Consider the following 24,889-nt stretch of genomic DNA (forward strand, 5'->3'; position numbering starts at 1 on the left):
GAAAATGCCGGTACGGGCGGAAACGAGCAATCTTGCAAGCTGATTCAGGAGCCCTTCGGTTATCAACATCCTGGATAAATTGACAGTCCAATGTGTCATTTTGAGCTCACCCGAATTAATGGCGTGAAACTCACTGGCGGCGAGTTTCACAACCGACTACAAGTTGACGACACTGACAAATGAATTGTCGGTGCTTGGTGACTCGTGGACAAAAGCAACTGCCAGATTGCCTGTCTGAAGATCGCCGCCATCTTTCGAGATGTTAGCCAACCCGAATGGATTTGGGACCTTCTGTGATGAACATCGATTTCCTGCTAGAGCAACTTCGTAGCCGCACACGCAATCTTCGTAAGCGTTCGGCTTCCCCAGCAAACCGTGCTGGCCGTTTGCAACGCAAGGCTGGCCGGTTGCAACGCAAGTTCCGTCGGTCTCAGTTCCAAAATCTCGAATCACGACGACTGCTTACCGCCGACGTGACACTAAGTGGTAGCACCCTGTCGATTTACGATTGGAGTGGGGTTGATGATGAATTTGAAATCAAAATTGAAGCTGGCTCCATCAAAGTCTCCAATATCAATGAACTCGTCGCTACGAACTTCAGCGACGCGGACGCGAACAAGAACGGCATCGAACTACCGGCCGATGGAGTTACGACTATTTTGGTTTCCGCGGCAAGTGGAAACGACAGCATCACCGTTGGTGAGCTCAATGACGTCTCCATTGGGCTCTACGGCAGTGAAGGCAATGATGTCTATCACATCAACAACGGATGGCACCACGCCCACATTGTGGATACCGATGGCGGTGAGTTGGACCTATCTGGGGTCAGCGGCGAACTAACCGCGTCATTGTCCGCTGGCGACATCATTGTTGAAAATAGCAGTGGAGACCAAATCCAGTTTGCGAAAACCGCAGGCATTCGACTCGCTGATTCGCTTTTGCATCAATCGTCCAACGAGACTGAATTGAATGCGGGGTTGAGCGAGATTTCGGGATTGGGCGATGACCTCAGCACGTTCGATGCGATGGGGCGTGAACTGCCTTTGTTCAACGGCCAGAAGTTCGGTGCGGTGCTTCCGATCGGCGATATCCTGGATTCCACACTGACCAATCCGGTCAACGATTATCTGACTGGAAGCAACTCTGATGTGTTTGGGCTGATCGCCGCCATCGAAGACGTGGACGTTAGCAACTACGGTGGACCGGGAAGCCTGTCCGTTGACACAGTCGCTAGCGTTAATTTCGTCGATGATTCGCTGGAAGTTTCCCTCAGCATGCAGGTCACGGTAACCCATGCGGACGAGCCTCTGTCCTTAGACCAACAGATCTTGTCGTTGGACGATCAACTTGACACGAACCTCACGACCCCCGATCTAACGGCGGACCTGATCACCAGTTTTGATTGGGATTTTTCATTCGGGATCGATGCCACAGGCACCACGTTCTTCTTCGCTGACTTCGGCTCGGACCTGGACGCACAGGCCCGCGTGGACATGGACGATGCAGATTTCCGAATTGTCGCCGGACTACTCGGCTTGGAAGTCGGTTCCAATGGACCGGGCAACAGCAACAGTTTCATCTCGCTAGATGCCAGTACAACACTCGATACGTCGGCGCTAAATAACCTAGCCGGTGGCGATAGCGTTTTGAGCCGCTCTGAGTTGCAGGTGAGTTCACGTCTAAGCGGCTTTTCGCATGACACTACGGCTTCCGCGGAGGTCGATCTCGCACTCTACGCTTTGGCAAAGGACGTTTCTGGAATCACTGACACCGAAACGGCCACTATCACCTTTAGCCAAGACGGCTGGGGCACCGATGATGCCGCCTTCAGCCAAAACTTGACTGACCTGCCGATTGATGCGTTCTTCAACATGGATCGCGATTCCGTGCTGCAGGTGATGCAGCAAATCGGCACCTACCTGGACACGCTCAGCCTGAAAGCGATCGATAGCGAACGGATCCTCTTGGGCGAAGCGAAAACATATGGAGACTTGGTCGATGTGGCGGGTTTGTATCAAGACGAATTCCTGCGTCGCATCGAGTTACCACCATTCATCGCTTCAACTCCACTAAGCGACATCGTCGAAGTCGAAGATAACCAAACGCTAGCGGAGGCTTTGGGAAACAGCGTTGGCACTGAAGCCGAGATGACCATCACGTTGCGCGACAGTTCAAAGAGTTTTGATGTCAATGTCGGAACGCCCAGTACGCTCGGCGGAGTCGCTTCGGCAATCTCTGCCGCAGCGATATCAGCCGGCGTGACGACCGACCAGTTCGAGATCATCACCGCCGAAGACGGGCTAATCCAGCTAGTCGACAAGACAGCGGAATCGGTGGAGGGCAACACGTTCACAATCACCCCCAAGAAGGACCCTTCCGGGGACGACTATGCTGTGGCAGCCAATCTTGGGCTGACCGCTGCCGCCAAGGAACAAGATGTCGTTGTCGGCGGTGACCCCGAACACGTGATTGTATTGGCGCCCAACATCGGCGCCAATTTCCTGACCTTGCAAGAGATGTTATCGCTGCCCACGGCGAACTCCGATGGTGCACCGTTGACGACGATTGGGGCAATGACCTTCGATGCCGCAAATTCCACGTTCGCGTTCAACATTGATCTCGCAAAGACGTATGATTCCCAAACCGATGAAATCCAAATCCCCGAGTTCGGATCGCTAGTCAGCGTGGATGCCAGCGGGACGTTGAAACTGGACGACCCGACGCTCTCGCTGCACTTGCCCATCGAGATCGACCTCAGCGAGATCGGTTTCGCAGGTGAATTCTCAACCGCAACGGTCGTGGCGGATCTAAACGACAGTAAGGGTGTGCCGATTGCCGATGGCCTCGATGACATCCGTATCCATCTCGCCGACGGGACCTCGTTCCCCGTCAACTTTGATCAATCCCTAAGCGACATTCCATTAGAAGACATCAACGACGGTGCGGGTCTAACCGCCAATGGACTCGGGGTCGCCGACCTGACAATCACGTTGAACGACGGCAGCAGCTTTACCGTCGACCTGGACGCGAACGTTCAATCGTCGGGTGCTGCGCCGACGACGCTTGGCGAAATCGTGGAAGCCATTCAGGCGGCCGCCGATCAAGATTCCGAGCTAACCGGTACCGTGTCGAGCGGCAGCACTCGTTCATCCATCATCGACAATTCGTCACCGTTTGGAGCCGATGATTCGCTGGTCGGTCGGTCACTGACCATTGGCAGCGAAACCAAACAAATCATCTCCAACACGGCCGATACGCTAACCCTCGCCGAGAGCTTCCAAACCGTGCCTGGAACCGGTGAAGCCTTCACCGTGGAAAGCACTCGCAACGGCTTCGCGAGGCTAGACACCCGTCGAGGAACGTTGACACTGACGGACATGACCAGTCCCGCCGGTGCACCAACCTTTGCCGTGACTGGCGATGGAACGGCCCAAGATGCATCACTTGCGTTGGGCTTGGCGGGAACGGCAAAGTATCAAAACACAACCGGCACCGAACTTTACGTCATCGAAGATTCTCTGGTCACGGTCAACGATTACATCAGTGCAATCAAAACCGCTGCCAATTCCGCCGGTCTGAATCTGCCCGCGCCTCGGGTAACCCCTGACACCGGAGCTTACAACGAAGACTGGGACTTTGATGTTCAAATCACAGGCGACGGGATTGTCCTAGTCGACCGAACCGAGGAAGCCGCGGCTTTGACCGGAACGGCGGTTGCCATCAACGTCCCCTCAGGCGAAACCAGCGATGAACTTACAATAGCCGGTACGTTCCCAGGTGTAGCTGATGACGAACTGATCGGTCGTGTGGTCACCATCACGGCGGGCACCGGTGCAGGTGAAAGCCTGATGATCACAGGTAACACGTCCAGCACTCTCACCCTGGAAGCGGCATGGTCAACGCCACCCGACGCGACCTCCCAATACGAGATCCCCAACGGCTTGATTGTTGCCGCCCTGAATTCCTCCGGTGCACGCATTGGTTTAGGGCTGGGCACCGATGCCAAAGGTCAAGCAACCCACCCCGACACGAAACTGTTTCAAGGATTCGAGGGACTCGGAATCCGGACCAATGGATCATCCGCCGCTGACCTGACGATCACGTTAAGCGGTGCCACCGGATCGTTCTCCGTTGACTTGGACACGAACCCCGACACCGGCCAACTGGAATCGCCTGGCACGATCGCTGATGTCGTGGAACGAATTTCCCGCGCCGCGGTCGCCGGTGGGTACTCGTCGGCGCAGTTCGAGGTCTTCTATCACGAAGGCAAGCAGGCATACTTCCTAATCGATCGCAGCCAGGCAGGCACAGTGACCTCGTTTACGGCAGCCAACGTGGGGGCGTCCAGCCTTGCGGCAACCGACCTGGGGCTATCGACGGGTTCGTCCGAAAACGTGGACTTCACCTCTCCCGTGGACAACGAACTGGATCCAGAATTCGTCATCGAACTCAAATCGCCTACGCGACTTTTGGGCGGTTCCCCACTTCATGGCGACACCGCCGCAGGACATTTCCAGCTGATCCAATCGGCGACACCAACAATTTCAGTTGCCGTCGATACAGATGCAACCGGAGGCACCGGGACCGCGTTGTTTGGAGCGACCAGCGTTGAAATATCTGACCTAACCATCGACAAAGCGTCGTCTCACACAGCCGCCGCATTGACACTCGAAACGGCCTCGGTCAGTCAGTTATGGAACGGACTAAGCGATCCGTTCACATGGTTGCAAGGCGGCGAAGTGGAGTTCAGCCATCCGCTTGACCTGTCGATGAAACTGCGGCCAGAGCCTTCAATCACCGGGGTGGATGCCGCCACCAAGACCGACTTCCTTGTCGATGCCGTCAATCTCTATGACGTCCGCAGCGGCAGCGAAACGGTGGTTCCTTCGTTGCCAGGAAATGGCGTCGCGCAGGCCATGCTGGTGGCTACCGAACATGTAACCATCGATGACATGTACGACTATCTCGACTCGGTTGCCGACTACCTATTAACCCTCCAAAACCAATCGCAACTGGCGGACAACCTACCGGGCTTGGCCGCCAGCCTGTCCGAATTGTTTCCCTTTGGTGACCACTTTCGTACGCACCTAGAAGCGTTGAAAGAACTTCCAACGGAACTGCAACCGAAGTCGATCCAGGAATTAGCATCCCAATTGTCGTCACGACTCGAAGGCGGCGACCTGAACGTGGTGCTCAGTTTTTCCGAAGCCGAGCAACAACTGTCATTGGACATACAACTGGACCTGGATGCGATCCACGCCAGCGTGCCGATGGCGTTCAACCTGACCAATCTGGGTTTAGACCGAGACGCATTAGGGTTCCAGAAAGTCGCGGCGATCAATGATTCACTGCGTCAAAGCCCGGCCACGGTGATCGCGGACGGCAGCGTTGACATCGGACTGGCGATTGACCTGTCCGATCCCAATTCACCGACTCCTATGCTGATCGGAAATGCTGGGATTGGCAGCGGCACCGAGGCTGCTTTCGAGGTTGCCGCTAGCAACGTGGATGCGTTCAGCTTCACGACCCTATTCGGCAGTGTGCCCACGGAAGTCTTGACGGGTTACTTCGTGTTGGACCAAGACGGTGATGGCGTTTCCACCGCATCCGCCACCTTCCATGCCGACCTAACTTCCGACGCCAGCATTTCCGATCTATCCGAAGTCGAAACGGCAGCGAGCGCTAGTGAGACACCGGTTTCCTTGACCGGTAAAATGGACGCTGATTTCCACTTGGCATTTCCTGAACAGATCGTGCCCAATGACGCGCCTCAAACGCGTCCCAGCATTCAGCTGACCATCGGGGACATTGATTCACCCACCGATTCATCAACCCTCACCACCAACCTGATTGGCGGCGTGGGAAACTGGCCGAAATTCGAAACGCTCACGCAGAACTTCTCGTTGGCGAATTCGATGGACGGGTTCCGACTTGGGTTCCATGAACTGTTCACTCACCTGGATAACGCGTTAGACACATCGCTGTTGGGACGTGAATTACCGCTTGTCGGAAGACAACTGGGCGACGCGGCGGAATTCTTGCTGCAAATCCGCGATTCCGTGGTCGACAACCTGGAGTTCTACGGAGCGGAGACGTCAATCGAGTCGGTGCGTCAGGGCCTGTTCGACGCGTTTGGGCCTGGTGGTTTTGATTGGCTACAGAATCTACCAGCGTCCGGTGACAGCGTCGTCAACATCGACGATGTGCAAGTAAAAACGGATACCATCGAAGTCGATGGGAACACGCTCGTTGTGGGCGTGGAGTTTGAACTGGACCTCGAAATGGCGACCCAGTCGCTAGAAACGCCGGTCGACCTGGATCTGTTGTTACCTGGGTTGGGCCTGGAAACGGATGCCCTCGCGGACGTCAACTTCGGGTTCCACTTCCCAATGAAGGTCGGCGTGAGCATCGCGGACGGTGTGTACTTGGATGTTTCATCGACCAGCGATCTAGAGATCCAGCTCGACATTGGATTGCCCACCCATGCGGTCACGATGGCAGCTGATCCCCAACTGACGTTTGTCAACACAACGTCCACAGCTCCCAGCATTCAGCGGGATCGTGGCAACTGGATCCTCGACGGTTTCAAAACCGGCCAGATCATCTCAGTCGCCAATTCGACCAGCAACGATGGTTCCTATCTGATCGAGGAAATCACTAGCGACGGTCTAGAGATCAAGCTGAAGCCAACCAATGCATCGTTGGAACGAACCAACAATTCGAACGACCGTGTCATTCAAGAAGGCCCCACATCGGGCATCAGCGTGACCGTGACCGAAGTCACCGCCACGGGCATGCCCGCGTTGACTTTCCACGATGAAACACGAAGCATTACGGGCCCATTCGGATCCGTAACCACCGTCGATGTGTACGACTCGATTACTCGAGACAGCGGAAACTGGCGCACCGACGGGTTCAACGAAGGCGACTTAATCATCGTTTCAGGATCAGGTTCCAATGATGGAACTTATCGGATCTTCGAGATTAGTGAATCCGCGCGGGTTCTCACGGTGGAGCCAACCCAATCGCCGGGTGCCCCGCTAGTCCAAGAAACAACCAGCGACGCAACGGTTAAACGCTCTCAATCGACAACGATGAGTGGTCGCTTGGGCGTGCTGCCCGTCCGAATCTGGGACGCGACCCCTGGCCAATCCAAGCTGACTGGCACATTCGTCATCGATCTCCACGATCCCCAAGTTGTTGGTGGGAATCATCGCTTGGCGGTGAACGATTTGACGGCGGAATCACCATTCCCGATCGAACCAATTCGAGGGTTCACCAACTCCCCGCTGCCGAACCTGTTAAGTATCACTGAATCGGCAACCGATCCGCTGCAGCTCAATCCGCTTTCATTGACCATTGAAACGGACCTGCCCAAGTCGGCGGCCTTTGCCCCCTATCGTTTGACCTTGGATGTCAGCAATTGGGACTGGACGGTCAACGATTCACTGGTCGTGCAAACGCAAGTGCCAACCATTGAATTCAACGACGTGCAGTTCGACCTGGTCGGATTCACTCGCGACTTCATGGGCCCCGCGATCACTCGACTAAGTGAATCCTTGGACGCGGCTGACGCGATTCTGAAGTTCCTGGAAAGTGAAGCGATGCCGATCCTATCGCTGATCTTCGGACGCAAATCCTACTCACAAACGCCCTCCGCATTCGGCGGGACGACTGAAGAAGGCAACTTCGTCGGAGCGGCAGTCGCGATTCGTGCGTTAGCACGTGGCGGAAGTCCTTTCGAACGAGACTTCATTACCGAGACAGGTTCGGATCTGTTCGGAAGCGGCGAATTCGACAACATCGACCTCATCCCGATCGCGTTGCTGACGGGACAAGAGTGGATTGACTTAGGGAATTTCTCCGTCGACGGTGCCGTCGCCCGTGGTGGCAGTGGCGAACTATTCAATAGCGAAGAAAACCAAGAGCGTGCTCTGGGCACGCTCAAAGATTCACCCGAATCCGGCACGATCCTGGGCCAAATCTTAGCCGTCGCTCGCGACGGCTCCAGCGAAGCACAAAATGCCGCATTGAGCTTCATCACCACTCAAATGTTGCCTGGCGTGACCCGTCTTGGCTTCCTGGGCGACATCCTTCCCCCGGTAGCGCAAAGAGCCATTCGCACCGTTCAAGATGGCTCCATCCAACCGATCGGCTTGCCTATCCTGTCGCACTCTTTTGAGTTGTTGCTGGGTCAGACCGCATTGGACGGCAACGCGGAAGAAGACAGCTACCTGCTGACTTACCAAACGCCGGAATTGTCTTACTTGCTGTACAAGATGATTCCGCTGGAATGGCAATCCACTTTAAGCACACTCATTCACCCATTGGTGGGAACGCTCGTTGGACGTCCATTGGACAATGCAAAGTATATGTTCCCATTCGTTTCAGTAGCGTTTGAGGCTCGCGCTAAATACGCGATGGCTTTCGACACGACTGGTCTGCAACGATTTGGGTACACCGGCAATCCAGACGACATCCTCAATGGATTCTTCTTCGACGATTTCAACGGAATCAATCCAGCCCCGAGTGCGGTGGGGAATCTCAACGTAGGTGCCGGAAGTCAGTCAGGGGCTTCAACAGGCTTTGGCGCCGCAAGCACACGAAGTGATGAACCCCAAATTCGCATCTTGGGCGGTATCGGCGCGGGTGTCTTCATCGATCCGTTCCGGAATTTGGCAGGTGGCAAACTACGGGAATTCATCAAGGCACAAGTCGGTTTTGAGTTGTCGTTCTTTGTTGGCCAAGACTTGAACTTCAACGATCCCGATGGCGACGGCCGGGTGCGTGCCTATGAATTTGACGGGCTCACTGACTTCAGCGTGGATACGTCAACCGGCGAGAACTCGGCTGACGGCAAGGATGCATTTGATGATGGGATCCGGTTGGAGGTTCGAGCCGATGTGTTCGCAAACATCGTTGTCGGAATTTTCCTAACCCAGCGATCACCCATCTTCGGGCTGAAAATCTCATTCAACATTTTCACCGCTCGGATCAATCTGGTGACGATCGGGTTCACTATTCCCATCTCGTCGGAAAGCTATTCGCCTGCTGACCTTGGTACACCTGTTGGTGGCTGGCCCACTTTCCTGGGACTGCCTAACCGAAGCCAGCCCATCAACGGCACATTGGACTTGGTGCTTTCGAGTACCGCCGACAACCAAGTCTACATCGGTGCCACCAGCGCACCCGATGACCAGAATCGACAGAACATCGTCGTTTCAAGTGGAGGCATCTTCCAGTACTTCACCGCCGTGGATTCGATCTCAGGAACGGCCGGCAGCGGCAACGATTCGATCTACGTCATGCTGAATGTCTTTGTGCCCGTCACGATCCATGGCGGTGCAGGCGATGACGTTATCATCGGCGGCAGTGGCGATGACTATTTGGTCGGTGGTACCGGAAACGATTACGTGTCCGGACGAGTGGGGAACGACACTCTATACGGCGATGACGAAGCCCGCACACTAAGTGGCCTAGACATTCTATTCGGCGGCGTAGGAAACGACGTGATCTTTGGTGGCGGTGGTCGCGACGTGATCCGGGGTTGGCGTGATGACGACCAAATCCACGGCGACGGCGGCGATGACCTAATCGATGGCGGCACCGGCGTTGATACCATCGATGGCGACGCTGGATCCGATCATCTACTCGGTGGACTGGGCCGAGATGTCATGCGAGGCGGTGACGATGATGATCGCATAGAGGGTGGTTACGATGCTGACTCGATCGAAGGTGGGTCGGGCGACGACCTGATCTGGGGCGGTTACGGCAACGATACGATCCAGGGCGACGACGGCCAAGATGGCCTCTATGGCGAACAACACAACGACACGATCGACGGCGGACTCGGTGACGACACCGTTGACGGCGGGTTGGCGAGCGATCGATTGTCCGGGGGCGATGGTGACGACAAGATCCTGTCGTTAGACGGCAATGATGTCCTGAACGGCAATCGTGGCGATGATACCTTCCATGTGGTCTACGTTGACGGCAAAGCGAACTCGCTGATCAAAGTGCTCGACAGTGGACCTTCCGAAGACACCGATGTGTTCATTGCGGTGGGAACAATATCACCGGATCAATTCCTGTTGCGGGCCAGCATCAGTGGTTCCAACGCGTTTGTGGCGTTGCTGAACGATCCCGATCACGCGCCCACCGAAGCGGGCTACGATCCAGCCGTCCAACGCGTCAACTATTCTGGCGTCGAACGAATTGTGGTCCAAGGCGGACTGGGGAACGATCACTTCGCCGTCGATGATTCCGCTGCGGAAATCACAATCAATGGCGAGGGCGGCGATGATTCGTTCCAAATCGGCCAGTTGTTCCGATCCGAACGAAACGAAGAAGAAGCCAATGTTTCGGTCGATGACATTTTTGCGACCATCGAGACGACTCGAGGATTCCTTTCCAACGGAATCAGCTCCCCGATGACGATCAATGGCGGGCTCGGCAACGATCGATTTGTCGTCTTCCATAACAAGGCGGTCTTGTCGCTCAATGGCGACGCCGGCGATGACCAATTTGAAGTTCGTGCATTCGCGTTGGTTGGATCACGAGAACCGGAACGTCAACGCACCGACATCACCGGCGGTGCTGGGGCCGACTTGGTTCAGTACGCCGTCAACGCGCCCGTCAGCATCAACGGCGGCGACGGCTTTGATGTCCTGACGGTCATCGGCACCGAGTTTGGCGATGACTTTGTCGTGACTGAAAACGGCGTCTTCGGCGCGGGTCTGACCATCAACTTCACTCGCATTGAATCGTTACGAATCGATGGTGCCGAGGGGAACGATCGCTTCTATGTGAAGAGCACCAGCGAGACGTTCTTGACGGAACTGTTTGGTGGACTTGGGGAAGACACTTTCAATCTGTCCGGCGATACGCCTCCGGTCGTTAGCAACGACCTGAAGGGACACAGCGGGATTGTCGCCCACGGCGTCACACACAGCACCGACGTTCGCTACGAGGACATGAAGGTCGAGGGCATCTCGGCCAACGTGGCTGATAATGACGAACCTTTTGTTGTCATCCTGCCCAGCGGAGGATCGAGCATAGTGTCGGAGACGAGCGATAACGATTCCTCATTGTTCGACTACTACGACGTCGTACTCACGCGAGCACCTTTGATCGGCTTCGACGTCCTGGTGAAAGCGTTGGCTCCGCTTCCTAGCCCCGACCGACGCAACTTGGGCGCACTCGCGTTCCGGCTAAGCAGTCCAGCGATCGGCGCAGAAGAAAAACAGGACGGCTCCGCAGTCACGCTTCGCTTTACTGCGGACAACTGGCAAATTCCTCAGCGAGTCGAAATCCGCGCCGACAGCGTGACGCAGTACGACACCGGCGGCGTGTTCACACGGTCGGATCTATTGCCAGCGATCGATCCAACAACGGTGGCGGAGTTCACGTACAACGACGACGCTCTGGAAGGCGAACAATCCGCCAGCATCAATCACCTGGTGACCTCCACCGCCGCATCCGTCCAAGGAACGCCAATTGGCGTCGTGGCACAGGCCACGCTAACGATCGCGACCAATCGCCCATTCTATGAGTTCACCGGCAAGACTATTGAAGTCACGTTGGCCGATGGTGTCACCGTTCAAACCCGCCGCATCGACTCGGCTCGACTGGTCGACGGCAACATGCAATTGACCGTCGATCGTGCATGGTTACATGGGGCTGGCGTCCCCGATACCGATAGCACGGTTAAGATCGCATTGGACGACGAGGTGTTGACGACCAGTCCACTGTTCGCGGCAAACCCCATCTTCACCGTGCCCGAACCGCTCGATGCCTTCAACCCGTTCCTTGACAGCGTTGACGACTTACTAGGTCGCCAAGTCAGCATTGTCGACGGTGCTGGCACCGGCCAAAGTCGCTTCATCACCGGTGCGCAAGCCATCGTCGGACTGTCCGGTCGTGATACGAATGTATTCGGTCCCAACACCTCGACTTTCCAATTTGATCTAACCGAAGGCGTGGAACGTGTCAGCGTGACATCGGGAGCCACACTTCGAGTTCATGCCGTTGGTGACTTTGATAGTTCCTATGAAAACCTCGATGTCACGATCAACGGCACCTACATCACAACGCTCTATGACGGAAACCTAGGCCGACTTTATCAGTCCACCACGGCGGTGGTGGAATTGACCCAAACTCAAATGCAAGGGTTCCTGGAAGACGGCGAACTGAGCATTGAGTTCACGCCGAGTTCTGACGTCAATGACTTTGGCGATGCCTATCCCACCTCATCGATCGAGATGGAACTGGAGTTCACCGTTGACGCGGCGGACACCTCTTTCCAGAAAGACATCCTCGGTGATTTGAAACTGACACTCGACCGCGGTTGGCAAGCAAGCGATGTCCCGGACAGTAACAGCACCTACCAAATTCGGGTCGACGATTCCCTGATTGGCAAGATGACGGCAGTGGACGTTTCACCCGCCGGATTGCCGGATGACGAAAGCTTTCCCGACGAACTGGATACCCGCACAACGTTCTCCGACGCGGAAGCCACATTCGACGATTCCCAATTCGGTCCCGAAGGGCTACGTGGGGCGACCTTGGAAATTGTGGGCGGTCCCGGTGCGGGGCAACTCCGATTAGTCCTGGGCACGCTGGACACACACACATTGATTCTCAATGGTGGTTGGAACACCGAACCGGTACCGGGTGAGTCCTTGTACCGCATTCGCCGTTACGACGGACTCGCCGTAGTCAGTGTTGCCGTGGCAATTAACGACAATGACGAAGCAGGCGTGATCGTCGACCAAACCTATGGACTCGATACTTCTGCGACAACACCAGCGATGATCGATGGCAACACCATCACATCCGTGATCGAAGGCGGCGATGGCGATCATCTCGGAGAACAGGATTTGATACGGGTGAAGTTATCACGCAACCCAATCGATTCCGTCCAGGTTGCACTGGTTTCGTTGGACGAGCACCTGAGCATCGCCCAAATCGATGGCACACCCATCGCAGGTAACACGCTCACCTTCGATGCAACGAACTGGAATGACTACCAAGAGGTGCGAATCGTTGCATTGCAAGACGGCAAGCGAGAAGGCTTCCATACTCGCCAAATCCAGTTCGAGATCACTTCGGACAATGTGGATGTCACACGCAACCAAACCGACCAGTTCACGATTTCACCTTCGGCTCCTGTCACGTTAGTCGGCATGTCACGGCAAGCGACTGCCATCAACACAGTGACTTACAACCAACAAAATCTGTTGGCGTACGACGAACTTACCAACCCCGGAACGTCTTCGATGCCAGCTTGGCAGTGGGTAGGCAATCAGATTGTGTTCCTGGCTGATGGCAAGCCCACGAGCGTGGTCGGCAACACGCTGGAAATTGACTACGACTATCTGGATATCGGTTTCCATGACGTCTTCCGTCAACCGGTCTTGGTCCGGATCAGCGACGCCGATGCACCATCGGTACTGATACGCGAATCAGGTGGCTCCACCGACGTCATTGAAGGTGCCGCTGAGTTCACACGGATTGAGTATTCTGGTGATGCGGGATTGGCCAGTGCGTTGACCTCACGCACCATCGAAGTGGTCGCTGGCACCGGCATCGGGCAAACCGCCGTAATCCTGGATAGTGAATCCAACTCGCTAACGCTGGACCGCCTTTGGGACACCACCCCCGACGAAACGACTCAGTTCACAATCTCCAACGATGTCGTCGGTGGCAGTTCTTCTCTGGGCACCGTCGAAGGCACGATGCCGAGCCCCTATTCGCGTCAATCGCATGTATTCTCGCTCGTTGCCGGCGTGGCCTACACGTTTAGCTTGGAAGGCTCGGCAACCGATGGCACCCCCAACCCCGATCCCTACTTGTGGGTACATGATCCGCTGGGCCGTCTGGTTGCTCACAACGATGACGGCGGTGCTGGCCTGAACTCTTGGATCGAGTTTACCCCTTCGATCTCCGGTCCATATACGTTGTTAGCGGGCGGCTACAGTTCGCGGTTTGGCTCGTATACTCTGACGGCCCAATTCCGTGACGACATTTTTGATTCAACATCGACGCCCGCGAAGGTGTTCGCACCGGGTTCGGCAAGCAGCGAGATTGATTCCGGCTCGGATCAAGATTGGTTCGCCGTGCAGATGGCGGTTGGAAACACCTACACCTTCGACCTGGAAGGCAGTTCCACCGGCAACGGTACGCTTGCCAATCCGAAACTGAGATTGCTGGATGCGAATGGAACCGAGATCGAAAGCGATGAAGATTCGGGAACCGGCAACAACTCGCAGATCACGTTTATCCCGACCGAGACAGGCACTTACTACCTTTCGGCTGAAGGCGTTTCAGGTTCCATGGGTACCTACCGTTTCACAACCTCGGTAGAGCCACTGATCTTAGACGTGGTCCGCGCCGACATTCAGTCACTGCAAACGGATAGCTACGAAGTGGTGCTGACCGCTCAACCCGAACGCGGATCCGCGGACAAGGGTGAGGTCGAAGTGACGATCACGCCGGAAATCACCAAAACCACTCGCACCGGCGGGATCCGTACCGACGCCCAACAAGTGGAAATCTACAGTCTCGATGGGCTGCCTGTGGAACGCGTCCGCGTCGACGGCGAGAACCTGATCATCACCTTTGATGAAGACAATTGGGACGAACCGATTCGCATCGGGGTGCGGGCGATCGATGATGACCAGGTCGACGGTGGCGATACGAAACAGTTTGCCAACGGAGCCAACACGGTCAGCCGCATCCTGGGGCCAGTCGTGGTCGATGGTGCCGGCGGTGAAGGCTCGCTCGAAGGTCTCGGGGATCCGGAAAAGCTTCCAGTTGAAACGAATGTGAAAGCGAAAACCGGCGATGTGGACTCCGTCGTCGGGAACGTCATCACCCTGCAAACGTTGACGTCCTTACAACTTGAACTACTGGGCCTGGAGGATGATCTTTCCGACGTCGCTGAACTGATCGACAAAACCCTCGAAGTCGTCGCGATTCATCCCTCCGCGGATTGGCTGGCGGCCTACCCCGATGCTACGACAGGCAACCCTGCTGATCCGGTTGTCGGCAAATTCCGTCTGATCACCGACGCTACCGTGGTTGCAGGCAAGATTGTGGTCACGCTCAATGACGATTTCGGTGTCGCTGATGACGTCATCAAAAGCTATGCGTTGACCTCGGAGAGCTTGAACTTCTTCGTCGATGAAACTCAATCGGTCGACTACCTGTTCCTGCACGATGAAGACAGCCCAGCTGATAGCAGCGGCTTCTTGACGGCCAACCGAATCGGTGGCCTAAACATGGGCCCCGACATTTCCATCGGTGGCCGACTACAAGCTGGCGGTGTGTCGTACGGCAATCTTGAAGTACTGCAAATCGACTTGGGCGTTGGCAACAATGACTTCCAAGTTCTGGGAACGCATACCCGGCGGGATGACCCCAGCACGTCCATCGACGAGACCTATCAAACCTGGACTTTCCTGAACACCGGCGACGATATCTATTGGCCTGCGACCGACCGCATGGGCGACGCTGTCGATGTCGCGTTAGACGCAGCGGATGTCACCGTGGCGACCGGAACCGCAACGTCGGCTACCAATGTCACCAACACCCGCTTCACGGAACTGGTGGACTCCACGGCCTCGTTTGGTGCCGTGGACTCACTGAAAGGTTATCAACTGACCACGGTCAACGCGTTAGGCACGAAACAAACGAAAACCATTCTTGGCAATACGAACACCTCCGTTTCGGTAGACGGGATTTGGGTCGAGTTGCCCGTATTGGGCGACAGCTACGAAATCACTAACCCGCAAGACGGTGCCTTTGCCGTCAATACTCAAGGTGGCAACGACACGGTGGATGCGTCCGCTTCCACCCTAGGCATCGTCGCCTTCGGTGGTCTCGGTCGCGACACGCTGACCGGCGGTGCGGGCGACGACATCCTGTTGGGCGATCAAGGCCGTGTGGACTACTACGGTAACGACGACGGTGCAGGCAATCATCCGGTGGTCACACGCTTGGGTACCGTTATTGATCCGATTCGTGGTTCCGTGACAGGAGACTTTACGGATTCAGGAAACCTGCTTGATGCGGCCGCCGACTTCCCGCTGCCCAGCGACACAGACACGGGACTGCGTGGCTTGTACGTTGACATCAACAACGGCACCGGCTTCTTGCAAAAGCCTCGTTTGATCACCGGCAACACCGCGACGACGCTAACAGCTTGGCCGGAATTCAGCGAGATGCTGGATGGGACCAGCGAATATCGCATCTCGACCGCGCCGGAGAATCAAACCGATGGATTCGTCCGAGGCGCCAACCTGATTCTGACCATCAATGATGAAGCGGGTGACGATGACGAAATTCACGGCGGTGCTGGCAGCGATCAAATTCTTGGCGGTGTCGGTGTAGACACCATCCACGGTGATACTGGCAATGACATTATCCTGGGTGATGGTGGGGTGATTGATCGAGCAGCGATCGTGTCGGATCCCACCGCTCGCACCGTCAACAGCGTGCTGGATCTAGTACGGACCAAGTCTTACGAATTCGGAGGCAATGATCACATCACCGCCGGTGAAGGACAAAAGACGATCTTCGGCGGGGCTGGCGACGATCAACTTCTGGCCGGTGGCGACTCCGAGGCCGACATTATTATTGGCGATGAGGGCATCGCGGATTTTGATTCAGTCACCGGCATTCGCATCACGATTGACACAGCGCATCCTGACGAAGGTGGCTCGGACACGATCACCGCCGGAAATGCATCCAACGTATTGTTCGGTGGAGCTGCCGGAGACAATATTACGGGCGGTGATGCTCGTGATGTCATCTTGGGCGACAACGGTCGCGCGACATTCGATGATGCCGGAGAACTGATCTTCATTGAATCCACTGACACCGCGATCGGCGGGATCGACACAATCAACTCAGGCGGCGGCAATGACGTTGTCCTGGGCGGGGCAATGGGCGATACCATCCATGGCGGCGCGGGACTCGACACGCTATTTGGTGATAGTGGGCGGATTGACTACACCCTCGATGATGATCCAACGACGCTCGATCAAATCATCACGATCGATCCCACCATCGGCGGTAAAGACAAAATCTGGGGCGAAGCAGGCAATGACATCCTGATCGGTGGTGCGACGGATGACGAACTCCACGGCGGTGATGATCACGACATCCTGTTAGGTGATCACGGCGAAGTCGACTTCCGACGTCCAGTCGATAAACGTGTCGTCAGTCGGTACATCACCGTTGCTGACGGCGGTGGTAACGACAAGATTGACGGCGATGCAGGCGACGACTTCGTCTTTGGCGGCCAAGGTGATGACACAATCAACGGCGGTGTAGGCCAGGACGATCTCGTAGGCGGACATAACGTTCCGTTTGGTGCCGACGGCAATGACACGATTCATGGCAATGAAGATGAGGACGTCATCTTAGGTGATAACGGCATCATCACCCGGACGCTGCTCAGCACCGAACTGGGTACGTGGGAAAACTACCTGGCTCCGTTTGATGCGATCGTCATTCGTGAAGTCCAACCGTTTGATGATCGTGATCTCATCGCCGGCGACGACATTCTGTACGGTGATGAAGCCATGGACATCATCCGCGGCCAACGCGGTGACGACGAGATCCATGGTGGCGATGACGACGATGAATTGATGGGCGGACTGGGAAGCGACACGATCTACGGTGACGCGGGCAATGACTTCATACTGGCCGACGCGGGTAACATCCTGCGTGACTTCAATGAAGACGGCACGCCGCAAATAAACACTGACGGAACCTGGCACCGAGACCTGATCACGGAGCGAATCGCTCATGTCATTGACATCATTCCGACGGGGCCCTCGGGCTTGCTCGACCTTCCGGCCGATCTAGCAGATCGACTGCTTGATGCCGACCAAATCCTGTTGGCAAGCATGCACCTTCCATCCGGATTCGGGATCCCCGATTCAGGTGGGTTCACTCAAACCGTTGCCATCTTATTGGACTTGGTGGAAGCCGATAATGACACCATTTACGGCGGCTTGGGTAACGACATCGCCCTAGGCCAACGTGGCGATGACACACTGCATGGTGACGACGGCGACGACACGTTGATTGGGGATCATGGCGTCAACGTCGCTCCGATGGAAACCGATCTTCCGCAAATGATTGATGCCTGGAGGCTGATCGGCGTCGAGGCAGGCTATGACGATCTGTCGGACATCCAGTTGAACTTACCCGGCTTCGGGAAGGTGATCGTTCCGGAACTGGTTGCCGAGCCAGGCGAATTGGTAGCGGAGCGGCCTCGCTGGGATCGCGTCACCGGCGTAAACACAACGTTGTCGGAAATCGCCAATCAAGACTTGTTGGTGACCGATGATGACCTGCGACTGTCGGCTTCCATCGTTTTGACGCCTCGGTTTGTGGGCCATAACGATTCATTGCAAGGCAACGACACGATCCACGGTGAAGGTGGAGACGATTTATTGTTCGGTGACAACTGGATCGTAACCAGCGATTTGCAGACTGGGGTCACACCGATTCATGAGGCAATTGACAAAGCGACGGGATCGGTTGCCGGGCTGATGCACGCGTTTGAAGCGTTGGCGTTGGACCGCGATGTGGTTCGCTACGAAATTGACGGATCGCCCACACCTATTCGCGAAATCGTGATCGGCCACGACATCATCAATGGTGGTTCGGGAAGTGATACGATCATCGGCGACACAGGCACGTTCGAACTGCCCTTCACACGCCAAATCCCAGGCGAATCAACGATCACTGAAAACGCAACCGCGTTCCAGGAATACCTAACGCTCCTACAAGCCGTCGCGGACGATGCCACTGGCTTGTTATCTCGTGTGCACTTGGACGTGATTGACACATTGCTAAACGATGCTGCAACTACTCGCCCGAGCTTGCCAGCCATCTCTGGCGATAGCATTCAGTATGTGCAATACCACGAATTGAATCTGGGTAGTGACGAGATCCACGGCAACGAAGACAACGATACTTTGCTTGGTGGGGATGCAACCTTGATCGCCCCAATCGTGACAGGCAACCTGAGCGACTTCCCCGTCTCTTACGGCGTGGTTGGTTTGGACACTGATCAGTTGGAAGCACTTGAATTGTTGCTTTATGAACAAGCTCGAATCGAGGGCCAATCTCTCGACGCTCGACGCGAATCTCGAGTGGTGAGGGTGGAACAAGAACTGTCTCGCCGCACTCCGCTGGACCGGATCGCCTATGTCCCCTCACTGGATCGCATTTTGGATCAAGACTTGATCACCGGCGATGCAGGCAACGACTTAGTCGCAGGCGACTTTAGCGTTCTGGCAACACCGCTGGTACTCACCACGCCGACGAACTCAGTAGAGATTGATGACTTGGATGCGTATGTCGAGATGCTGTTAGACGAAATTGCCGATGGTGATCGCCCCTACGTCCCCACCAGCTACGACCGCAGCATCGGCCGAGAAACGCTGGCGAGCTCAGTGACCGATGCGATGTCGCCTGCAACACGGCATCAGTCCATTGGCGGAACATGGTCTATCGGTGAAGACAACATCCAAACCGATAGCGGAAACGACATCGTCATGGGAGATCATGTGGCGATCGTTTCACCCGTCATGACGAGCGATCCGGATCAATACATATCGCTGCGTCGATCCGACTACTCGACCGCGTTTCTCGACCTTTCTATGCGTTCGCTTTTGAAAGACTCCACTTTGGATGATGTGGACGTGCAATTGCGGGGCGATACCATTGATGGCGGGATCGACGACGATATTTTGATGGGTAGTGTCGGTGACGACGAAATCGAAGGCGGTGCTGGTGACGATATTGTCTTAGGTGGCAACGGTGCCGACATTCTTGATGGTGGAAGCGGCGACGACAACGTTCGCCGTGACGGTGGCGATTACGCGAACCTGGATGTTCACGAGGCAATGGGCGAGGCGGTCTTTGAGGCTCGCACATCGATCACGACGCAGTTGTTGTTGGATGCCGCCGCCGGCGCCGATGCACCGCTCGTCTGGCCTGGCGACGCAACCAACTCCGGTACCGACGCTGGTAACGGGGATCCAGATGCACCAGCAACACCGACGGAAAGAACGGTCGTCTTCACCGCCCCTCAGCAACTCGTCGATAGCCAACCGGTCCAAATCGTCAGCGGGCAATCGATATCCTTCGCCGCCGAAGTGGATCAGTTGCCCACCGATGCAACGGTCTTGTTCTTGTGGGAAGTGACCAATTCCGATGGCGTCGTAATTGCCGTAGGAACCGGCCAACAATTTGAGGTAACCGTCGCGTCGACCGGATCCTACACGGTGCAAGTCACCACGCGTGACAGCGATAACGGTTTAGGAACGCAATCGTCCAGTCTTGAAGTGCTTGATCGACGCCTAATTCCGGATCCGGATCACCCTGGCATGTCGATCTTGATAATGGGTGGCACCGATCAAGACGATCACTTCCGTCTATTCGACGTGCGCAACGAGCCCAACTCAGTTGAGATTCGACAACTGATCAGCCGCGGAAACTGGTCTCGCATCAACTACGAAAACATCAGTCGTGTTGAAGTCCATGGTGGCGAGGGTGATGACGAAGTGAACGCCGACCGTCGACTATTGATCCCACTTCATCTGTACGGCGGGGCGGGCAATGATGACCTAAGAGGTGGAGCGGCGAGCGACTACATCGATGGCGGAACTGGCGACGATCGCCTGAATGGTCAACTGGGTGATGACATCCTGATCGGTGGATGGGGCGAAGACCGCATGAACGGTGGCGACGGAGACGATTTGCTGATCGGCGAAGCGTTCACGCCTCAAGACAACCTCACCGACGCCGATTCCCTGCTGGCCCGTTGGTCCCATTCCGAAGACTCCCCAGCGGATCGAATGCTCGACCTCATCGGCGATCTTTCGGCATCCATTCGAGGCGACGGATCCACCGACACCCTCGACGGAGACGGCGGCGTCGATTGGTACTTCAGTCAGTCCACCGATAACCTCCGAAAAGACCGCCGAGAAACCGACCTAGTCACGCTGTTCTAACCGAGCATTACCTGGCCGACCAAACCCCGCATTTTTCTCCGCCACGGTGTCAGTGAAGTGCCCCTCAAAGTTGGCGTGCGGCTATGGTGACATGTCCGAAGAGATCGATCTGTCTGACGTCCCTAAAATCACGAACGCAGGGCCAGCGTCCATGCGAATACGGCTTGGAACGTAGCGATCAATAGGGCGTGGTGTCATTGGCTTGATTAAGCGACGATGCATGCTGGTCGGTACCAGTGAGGCGTTCTTTTTTGGGGGGCACCTTGGTTCGGAAGTCGTGCAACAATGCATTCCTGGTGTTCCCGCCGACCAACCGGGTCCTTTCAACGCCATCCGGCGACATCATTCGGCTGCGGTCTTCGGTCGGTTGTAATCAAGCCATTCTTGCAGACCTTCAACAGCTTGGATGATCTCGTCTTTGGTTGTGGGCGAAAGGATGGTTGGCTTGTACGGGGTTCGTGCCGAGTACAAAGCGATCGTGGCCTTGTCGTCACCCGCGTTGTAGTCGTCCACGCTAAGACCTCTTGGCGGAGTCAGGTAGCTTTCCTGGCCATGGAATAACTGGACGTGGTGATCACGAAAGAATTCTTGCAGGTCAGGCTGCTGGAGGAGCGCTTCGTTGCGAGCGTATCCCTGATTCGGTTTGCCTGGACCGTCTTCCGATCCAAAGTTGACGATGGCAATCTCATATTGGGCCACAGTTGCGTCGACCATGCCAACGGTATGCGGGGTCCAACGCAAACGAGGTCGATCGGTTTGGGCGGGCGCGTCGGATCCCGTTTCTCGTTGGCTGACTTGATTGCTGCACCCGATCAGGCTTAACAAAACCGCGAAAATCATCAACGATCCTGGACCTATTGGATTTCGCATCGAAATGGATCTCGACTGTAGGTTAAGCAACGATCCGGCGGGCGGGTTCAACAATCACTACGATAATGCATCTTCAGCAGCGACACCCAGTTTTTCGAACTGGATCGCAATTGCTGGCCTTCTAAGCGACGTTATTTTAGGGCCGAGGACTGTTTTCATCCCCCGAACTTGGACCTCGACTCGAAGTGATACCTGCCGCGAAGTCCAAGTCACTGCCATCCTCCATCCCAAGAGAATCTCTGGACCAATCTTTGCGTCATCAACCGCGACAGCAGATGCATGACACCTAAAGCACTCTATGCACCATAGCAAGGCGATTTACATTTGCTGTCCCGGCTGCGCCAAGAAGATTGCCGCGGAACCAAGGTGGCGATCATGTGATCGCGACCAACCCACTCAAGAAAAGTCTCAATCATCGCTCCTAAAAAATCGAAGAACGTTCTGTGCGACCCCGACCACTGCATTCAAGTGCGGGGAGCACGCGTCCACAATTTAAAGAACATCGACGTCGATCTGCCTCGCAACGCGTTGGTCGTATTTACAGGTATCTCTGGATCCGGAAAATCTTCGTTGGCCTTCGGGACACTGTTTGCCGAATCGCAGCGTCGCTATCTCGATTCGGTGTCGCCCTACGCGCGGCGATTGATTGACCAGGTGGGCGAGCCGGACGTCGATGCGATTGATGGACTGCCGCCCGCCGTCGCACTTCAACAGCAGCGGGGAACGCCGTCGGCGCGGTCATCGGTGGGCAGCGTCACCACGATTTCCAACGGCCTTCGTATGCTGTATTCGCGTGCCGGGCAGTATCCGCGTGGCCAGAAATTGTTGTATGCGGATTCGTTTTCGCCAAACACTCCCGAGGGAGCCTGCCCGCGATGCCACGGTATCGGTCGCGTATTCGAAGTGACTGAAAAGTTGCTGGTGCCCGATGGCACCAAAACAATTCGAGAAGGAGCCGTCGCGGCCTGGCCGCCAGCGTGGCAAGGCCAGAACCTTCGCGACATTCTTGTTTCACTCGGACACGACATCGACAAGCCGTGGAAGAAGCTGCCCAAGAAGACTCGCGACTGGATTCTGTTTACCGATGAGACACCCGTTGTCCCGGTTTATACAAGGTCGGGGCTGAACGAAGCGGGGCTGGCGAAAGAGAGTCAGGCGAAGGAACAGGATGCATCGCCCAGGTACATGGGGACGTTCGCGAGCGCCCGGCGCTACGTGCTGCACTCCTTCACGACGACGCAAAGTCACCGTACCAAGAAACGGGTGTCCCAGTTCATGCAGATTTCGCAGTGCCCGGACTGTGATGGGAAAAAGCTGAAACGTGAATCGCTATCTGTCAAGTTTGCGGGACTGGACATTGGCGAGTTGGCACAGTTGACGTTGACCGAACTTGCAGGGCGACTACGGGAAGCTGCCCATGCGAAACCGGTCGCGAGTGATCGGCATCGCGAAAAAGCGATCGTTGCTCAGCGAATCGCCAGCGACATTCTGGCCCGAGTCGAAGCATTAACGACGCTTGGTTTGGGGTACCTGTCACTCGAACGCAGCACGCCGACTTTGTCACCGGGCGAACTGCAGCGGTTGAGATTGGCCACGCAGATTCGCTCTCAGCTGTTCGGCGTCGTCTACGTCCTCGACGAACCCTCGGCGGGCCTGCATCCTGCCGACACCCAAGCACTACTAGGTGCGTTGGATGAATTGAAACAATCCGGCAACTCGTTATTTGTCGTCGAGCACGATGTCAGTGTGATCCGACATGCCGACTGGATCGTGGACATCGGGCCGGACGCGGGAACCCATGGCGGCGAAGTGGTTTACAGCGGGCCACTGGACGGTTTGCGTCACGTCAAGAAATCACAAACGGCGAGATATCTGTTCTCGAACAATCCCGCAGCCGAACACACGCCGCGACAGCCGACGGGTTGGCTGAAGTTGCAGCAAATCGAACGAAACAATCTTCGAGGTCTCGACGCCGAGTTTCCGCTCGGCGTCATGACGACCGTGACCGGCGTTTCGGGTTCGGGTAAATCAAGTCTGGTCAGTCAGGCCCTAGTCGAACTCGTCGGCGAGTCACGGGGCCAGAAGAAGGAGGTGGATGCCCCGAGTGGCGAAGCCGATCTGCTGGAACGAGAGCTCGAGACGTCGACGGGAGGGCGGATCGTTGCCGGCATGAATCAGGTGCGGCGATTGGTAACCGTTGACCAGAAGCCAATCGGTCGCACACCGCGATCGAACCTGGCCACCTACACCGGGCTGTTCGACCACGTTCGTAAGCTGTTCGCGTCGACTCGTAAAGCGAAGACACGCCGTTACGATGCCGGTCGGTTTTCGTTTAATGTTGCCAAAGGACGCTGCCCCAACTGCGAGGGCGCGGGCTTTGTCAGCGTCGAGTTGCTGTTTCTGCCCAGCGTCTACACGCCGTGTCCGGTCTGTCGCGGTCAGCGTTACAACGACAAGACGCTCGAAATCACCTACCGAGACAAGAACATCGCCGAAGTACTCGACTTGACCGTCGAATCCGCACACGCATTTTTCGCCGCAGAACTTCCGGTTCAGCGTGCGTTGGATGCGTTGCTGCAAGTGGGACTCGGCTACCTGCGACTTGGTCAGCCGGCGACCGAGTTGTCCGGTGGCGAAGCCCAGCGAATCAAATTGGCAACCGAGCTTCAGCGTGCGCAGCGAGGTGACACGCTGTATGTCCTGGATGAACCCACCACGGGTCTGCACCCCGCGGACGTGTCGATGTTGATGTCGCAATTGAATGGACTCGTCGAGGCCGGCAACACCGTCATCATGGTGGAACACGACATGCAGGTCGCCAGTAGCAGCGACTGGATCATCGACATTGGACCCGGCGCGGGCGATGAAGGCGGACGAATCGTCGTCCAAGGGCCACCTGCCAAAGTCGTCAAGTCCAAACGCAGCCGAACCGCTCCGTTCTTGTTGACCTAAGTCGATTTTCGTCGCACCCGAGATAAGCA

The 24,889-nt window shown here is 56.0% G+C and carries 3 protein-coding genes; 2 read left to right on the forward strand and 1 reads right to left on the reverse strand.

The annotated features are described in order from the left end of the window. Positions 1 to 296: 296 nt before the first annotated feature. Positions 297 to 21,038: a pre-peptidase C-terminal domain-containing protein gene (locus ACR3ZL_RS27135; RefSeq protein ID WP_486173119.1), complete on the forward strand. Its 20,742-nt coding sequence runs from the start codon at positions 297 to 299 to the stop codon at positions 21,036 to 21,038. Between the two features lie 342 nt (positions 21,039 to 21,380). Here the strand turns inward: ACR3ZL_RS27135 and ACR3ZL_RS27140 are convergent, their stop codons facing one another. After that, complete coding sequence (locus tag ACR3ZL_RS27140) at positions 21,381 to 21,908, reverse strand: hypothetical protein (RefSeq protein ID WP_473649961.1); 528 nt, start codon at positions 21,906 to 21,908, stop codon at positions 21,381 to 21,383. A gap of 468 nt (positions 21,909 to 22,376) precedes the next feature. Here ACR3ZL_RS27140 and ACR3ZL_RS27145 point away from each other — a divergent pair, with 468 nt between their 5' ends. Further along, on the forward strand, positions 22,377 to 24,860 hold the full coding sequence (locus ACR3ZL_RS27145) for an excinuclease ABC subunit UvrA (protein ID WP_486173120.1): 2,484 nt from the start codon (positions 22,377 to 22,379) through the stop codon (positions 24,858 to 24,860). Positions 24,861 to 24,889: the final 29 nt, after the last annotated feature.

The sequence above is a fragment of the Rhodopirellula sp. J20-39 genome (assembly GCF_057365095.1).

Coding starts and splice junctions, on each gene's coding strand:
- ACR3ZL_RS27135 (WP_486173119.1), top strand. CDS start 297: ATGAACATCGATTTCCTGCTAGAGCAACTTCGTAGCCGCACACGCAAT.
- ACR3ZL_RS27140 (WP_473649961.1), bottom strand. CDS start 21,908: ATGCGAAATCCAATAGGTCCAGGATCGTTGATGATTTTCGCGGTTTTG.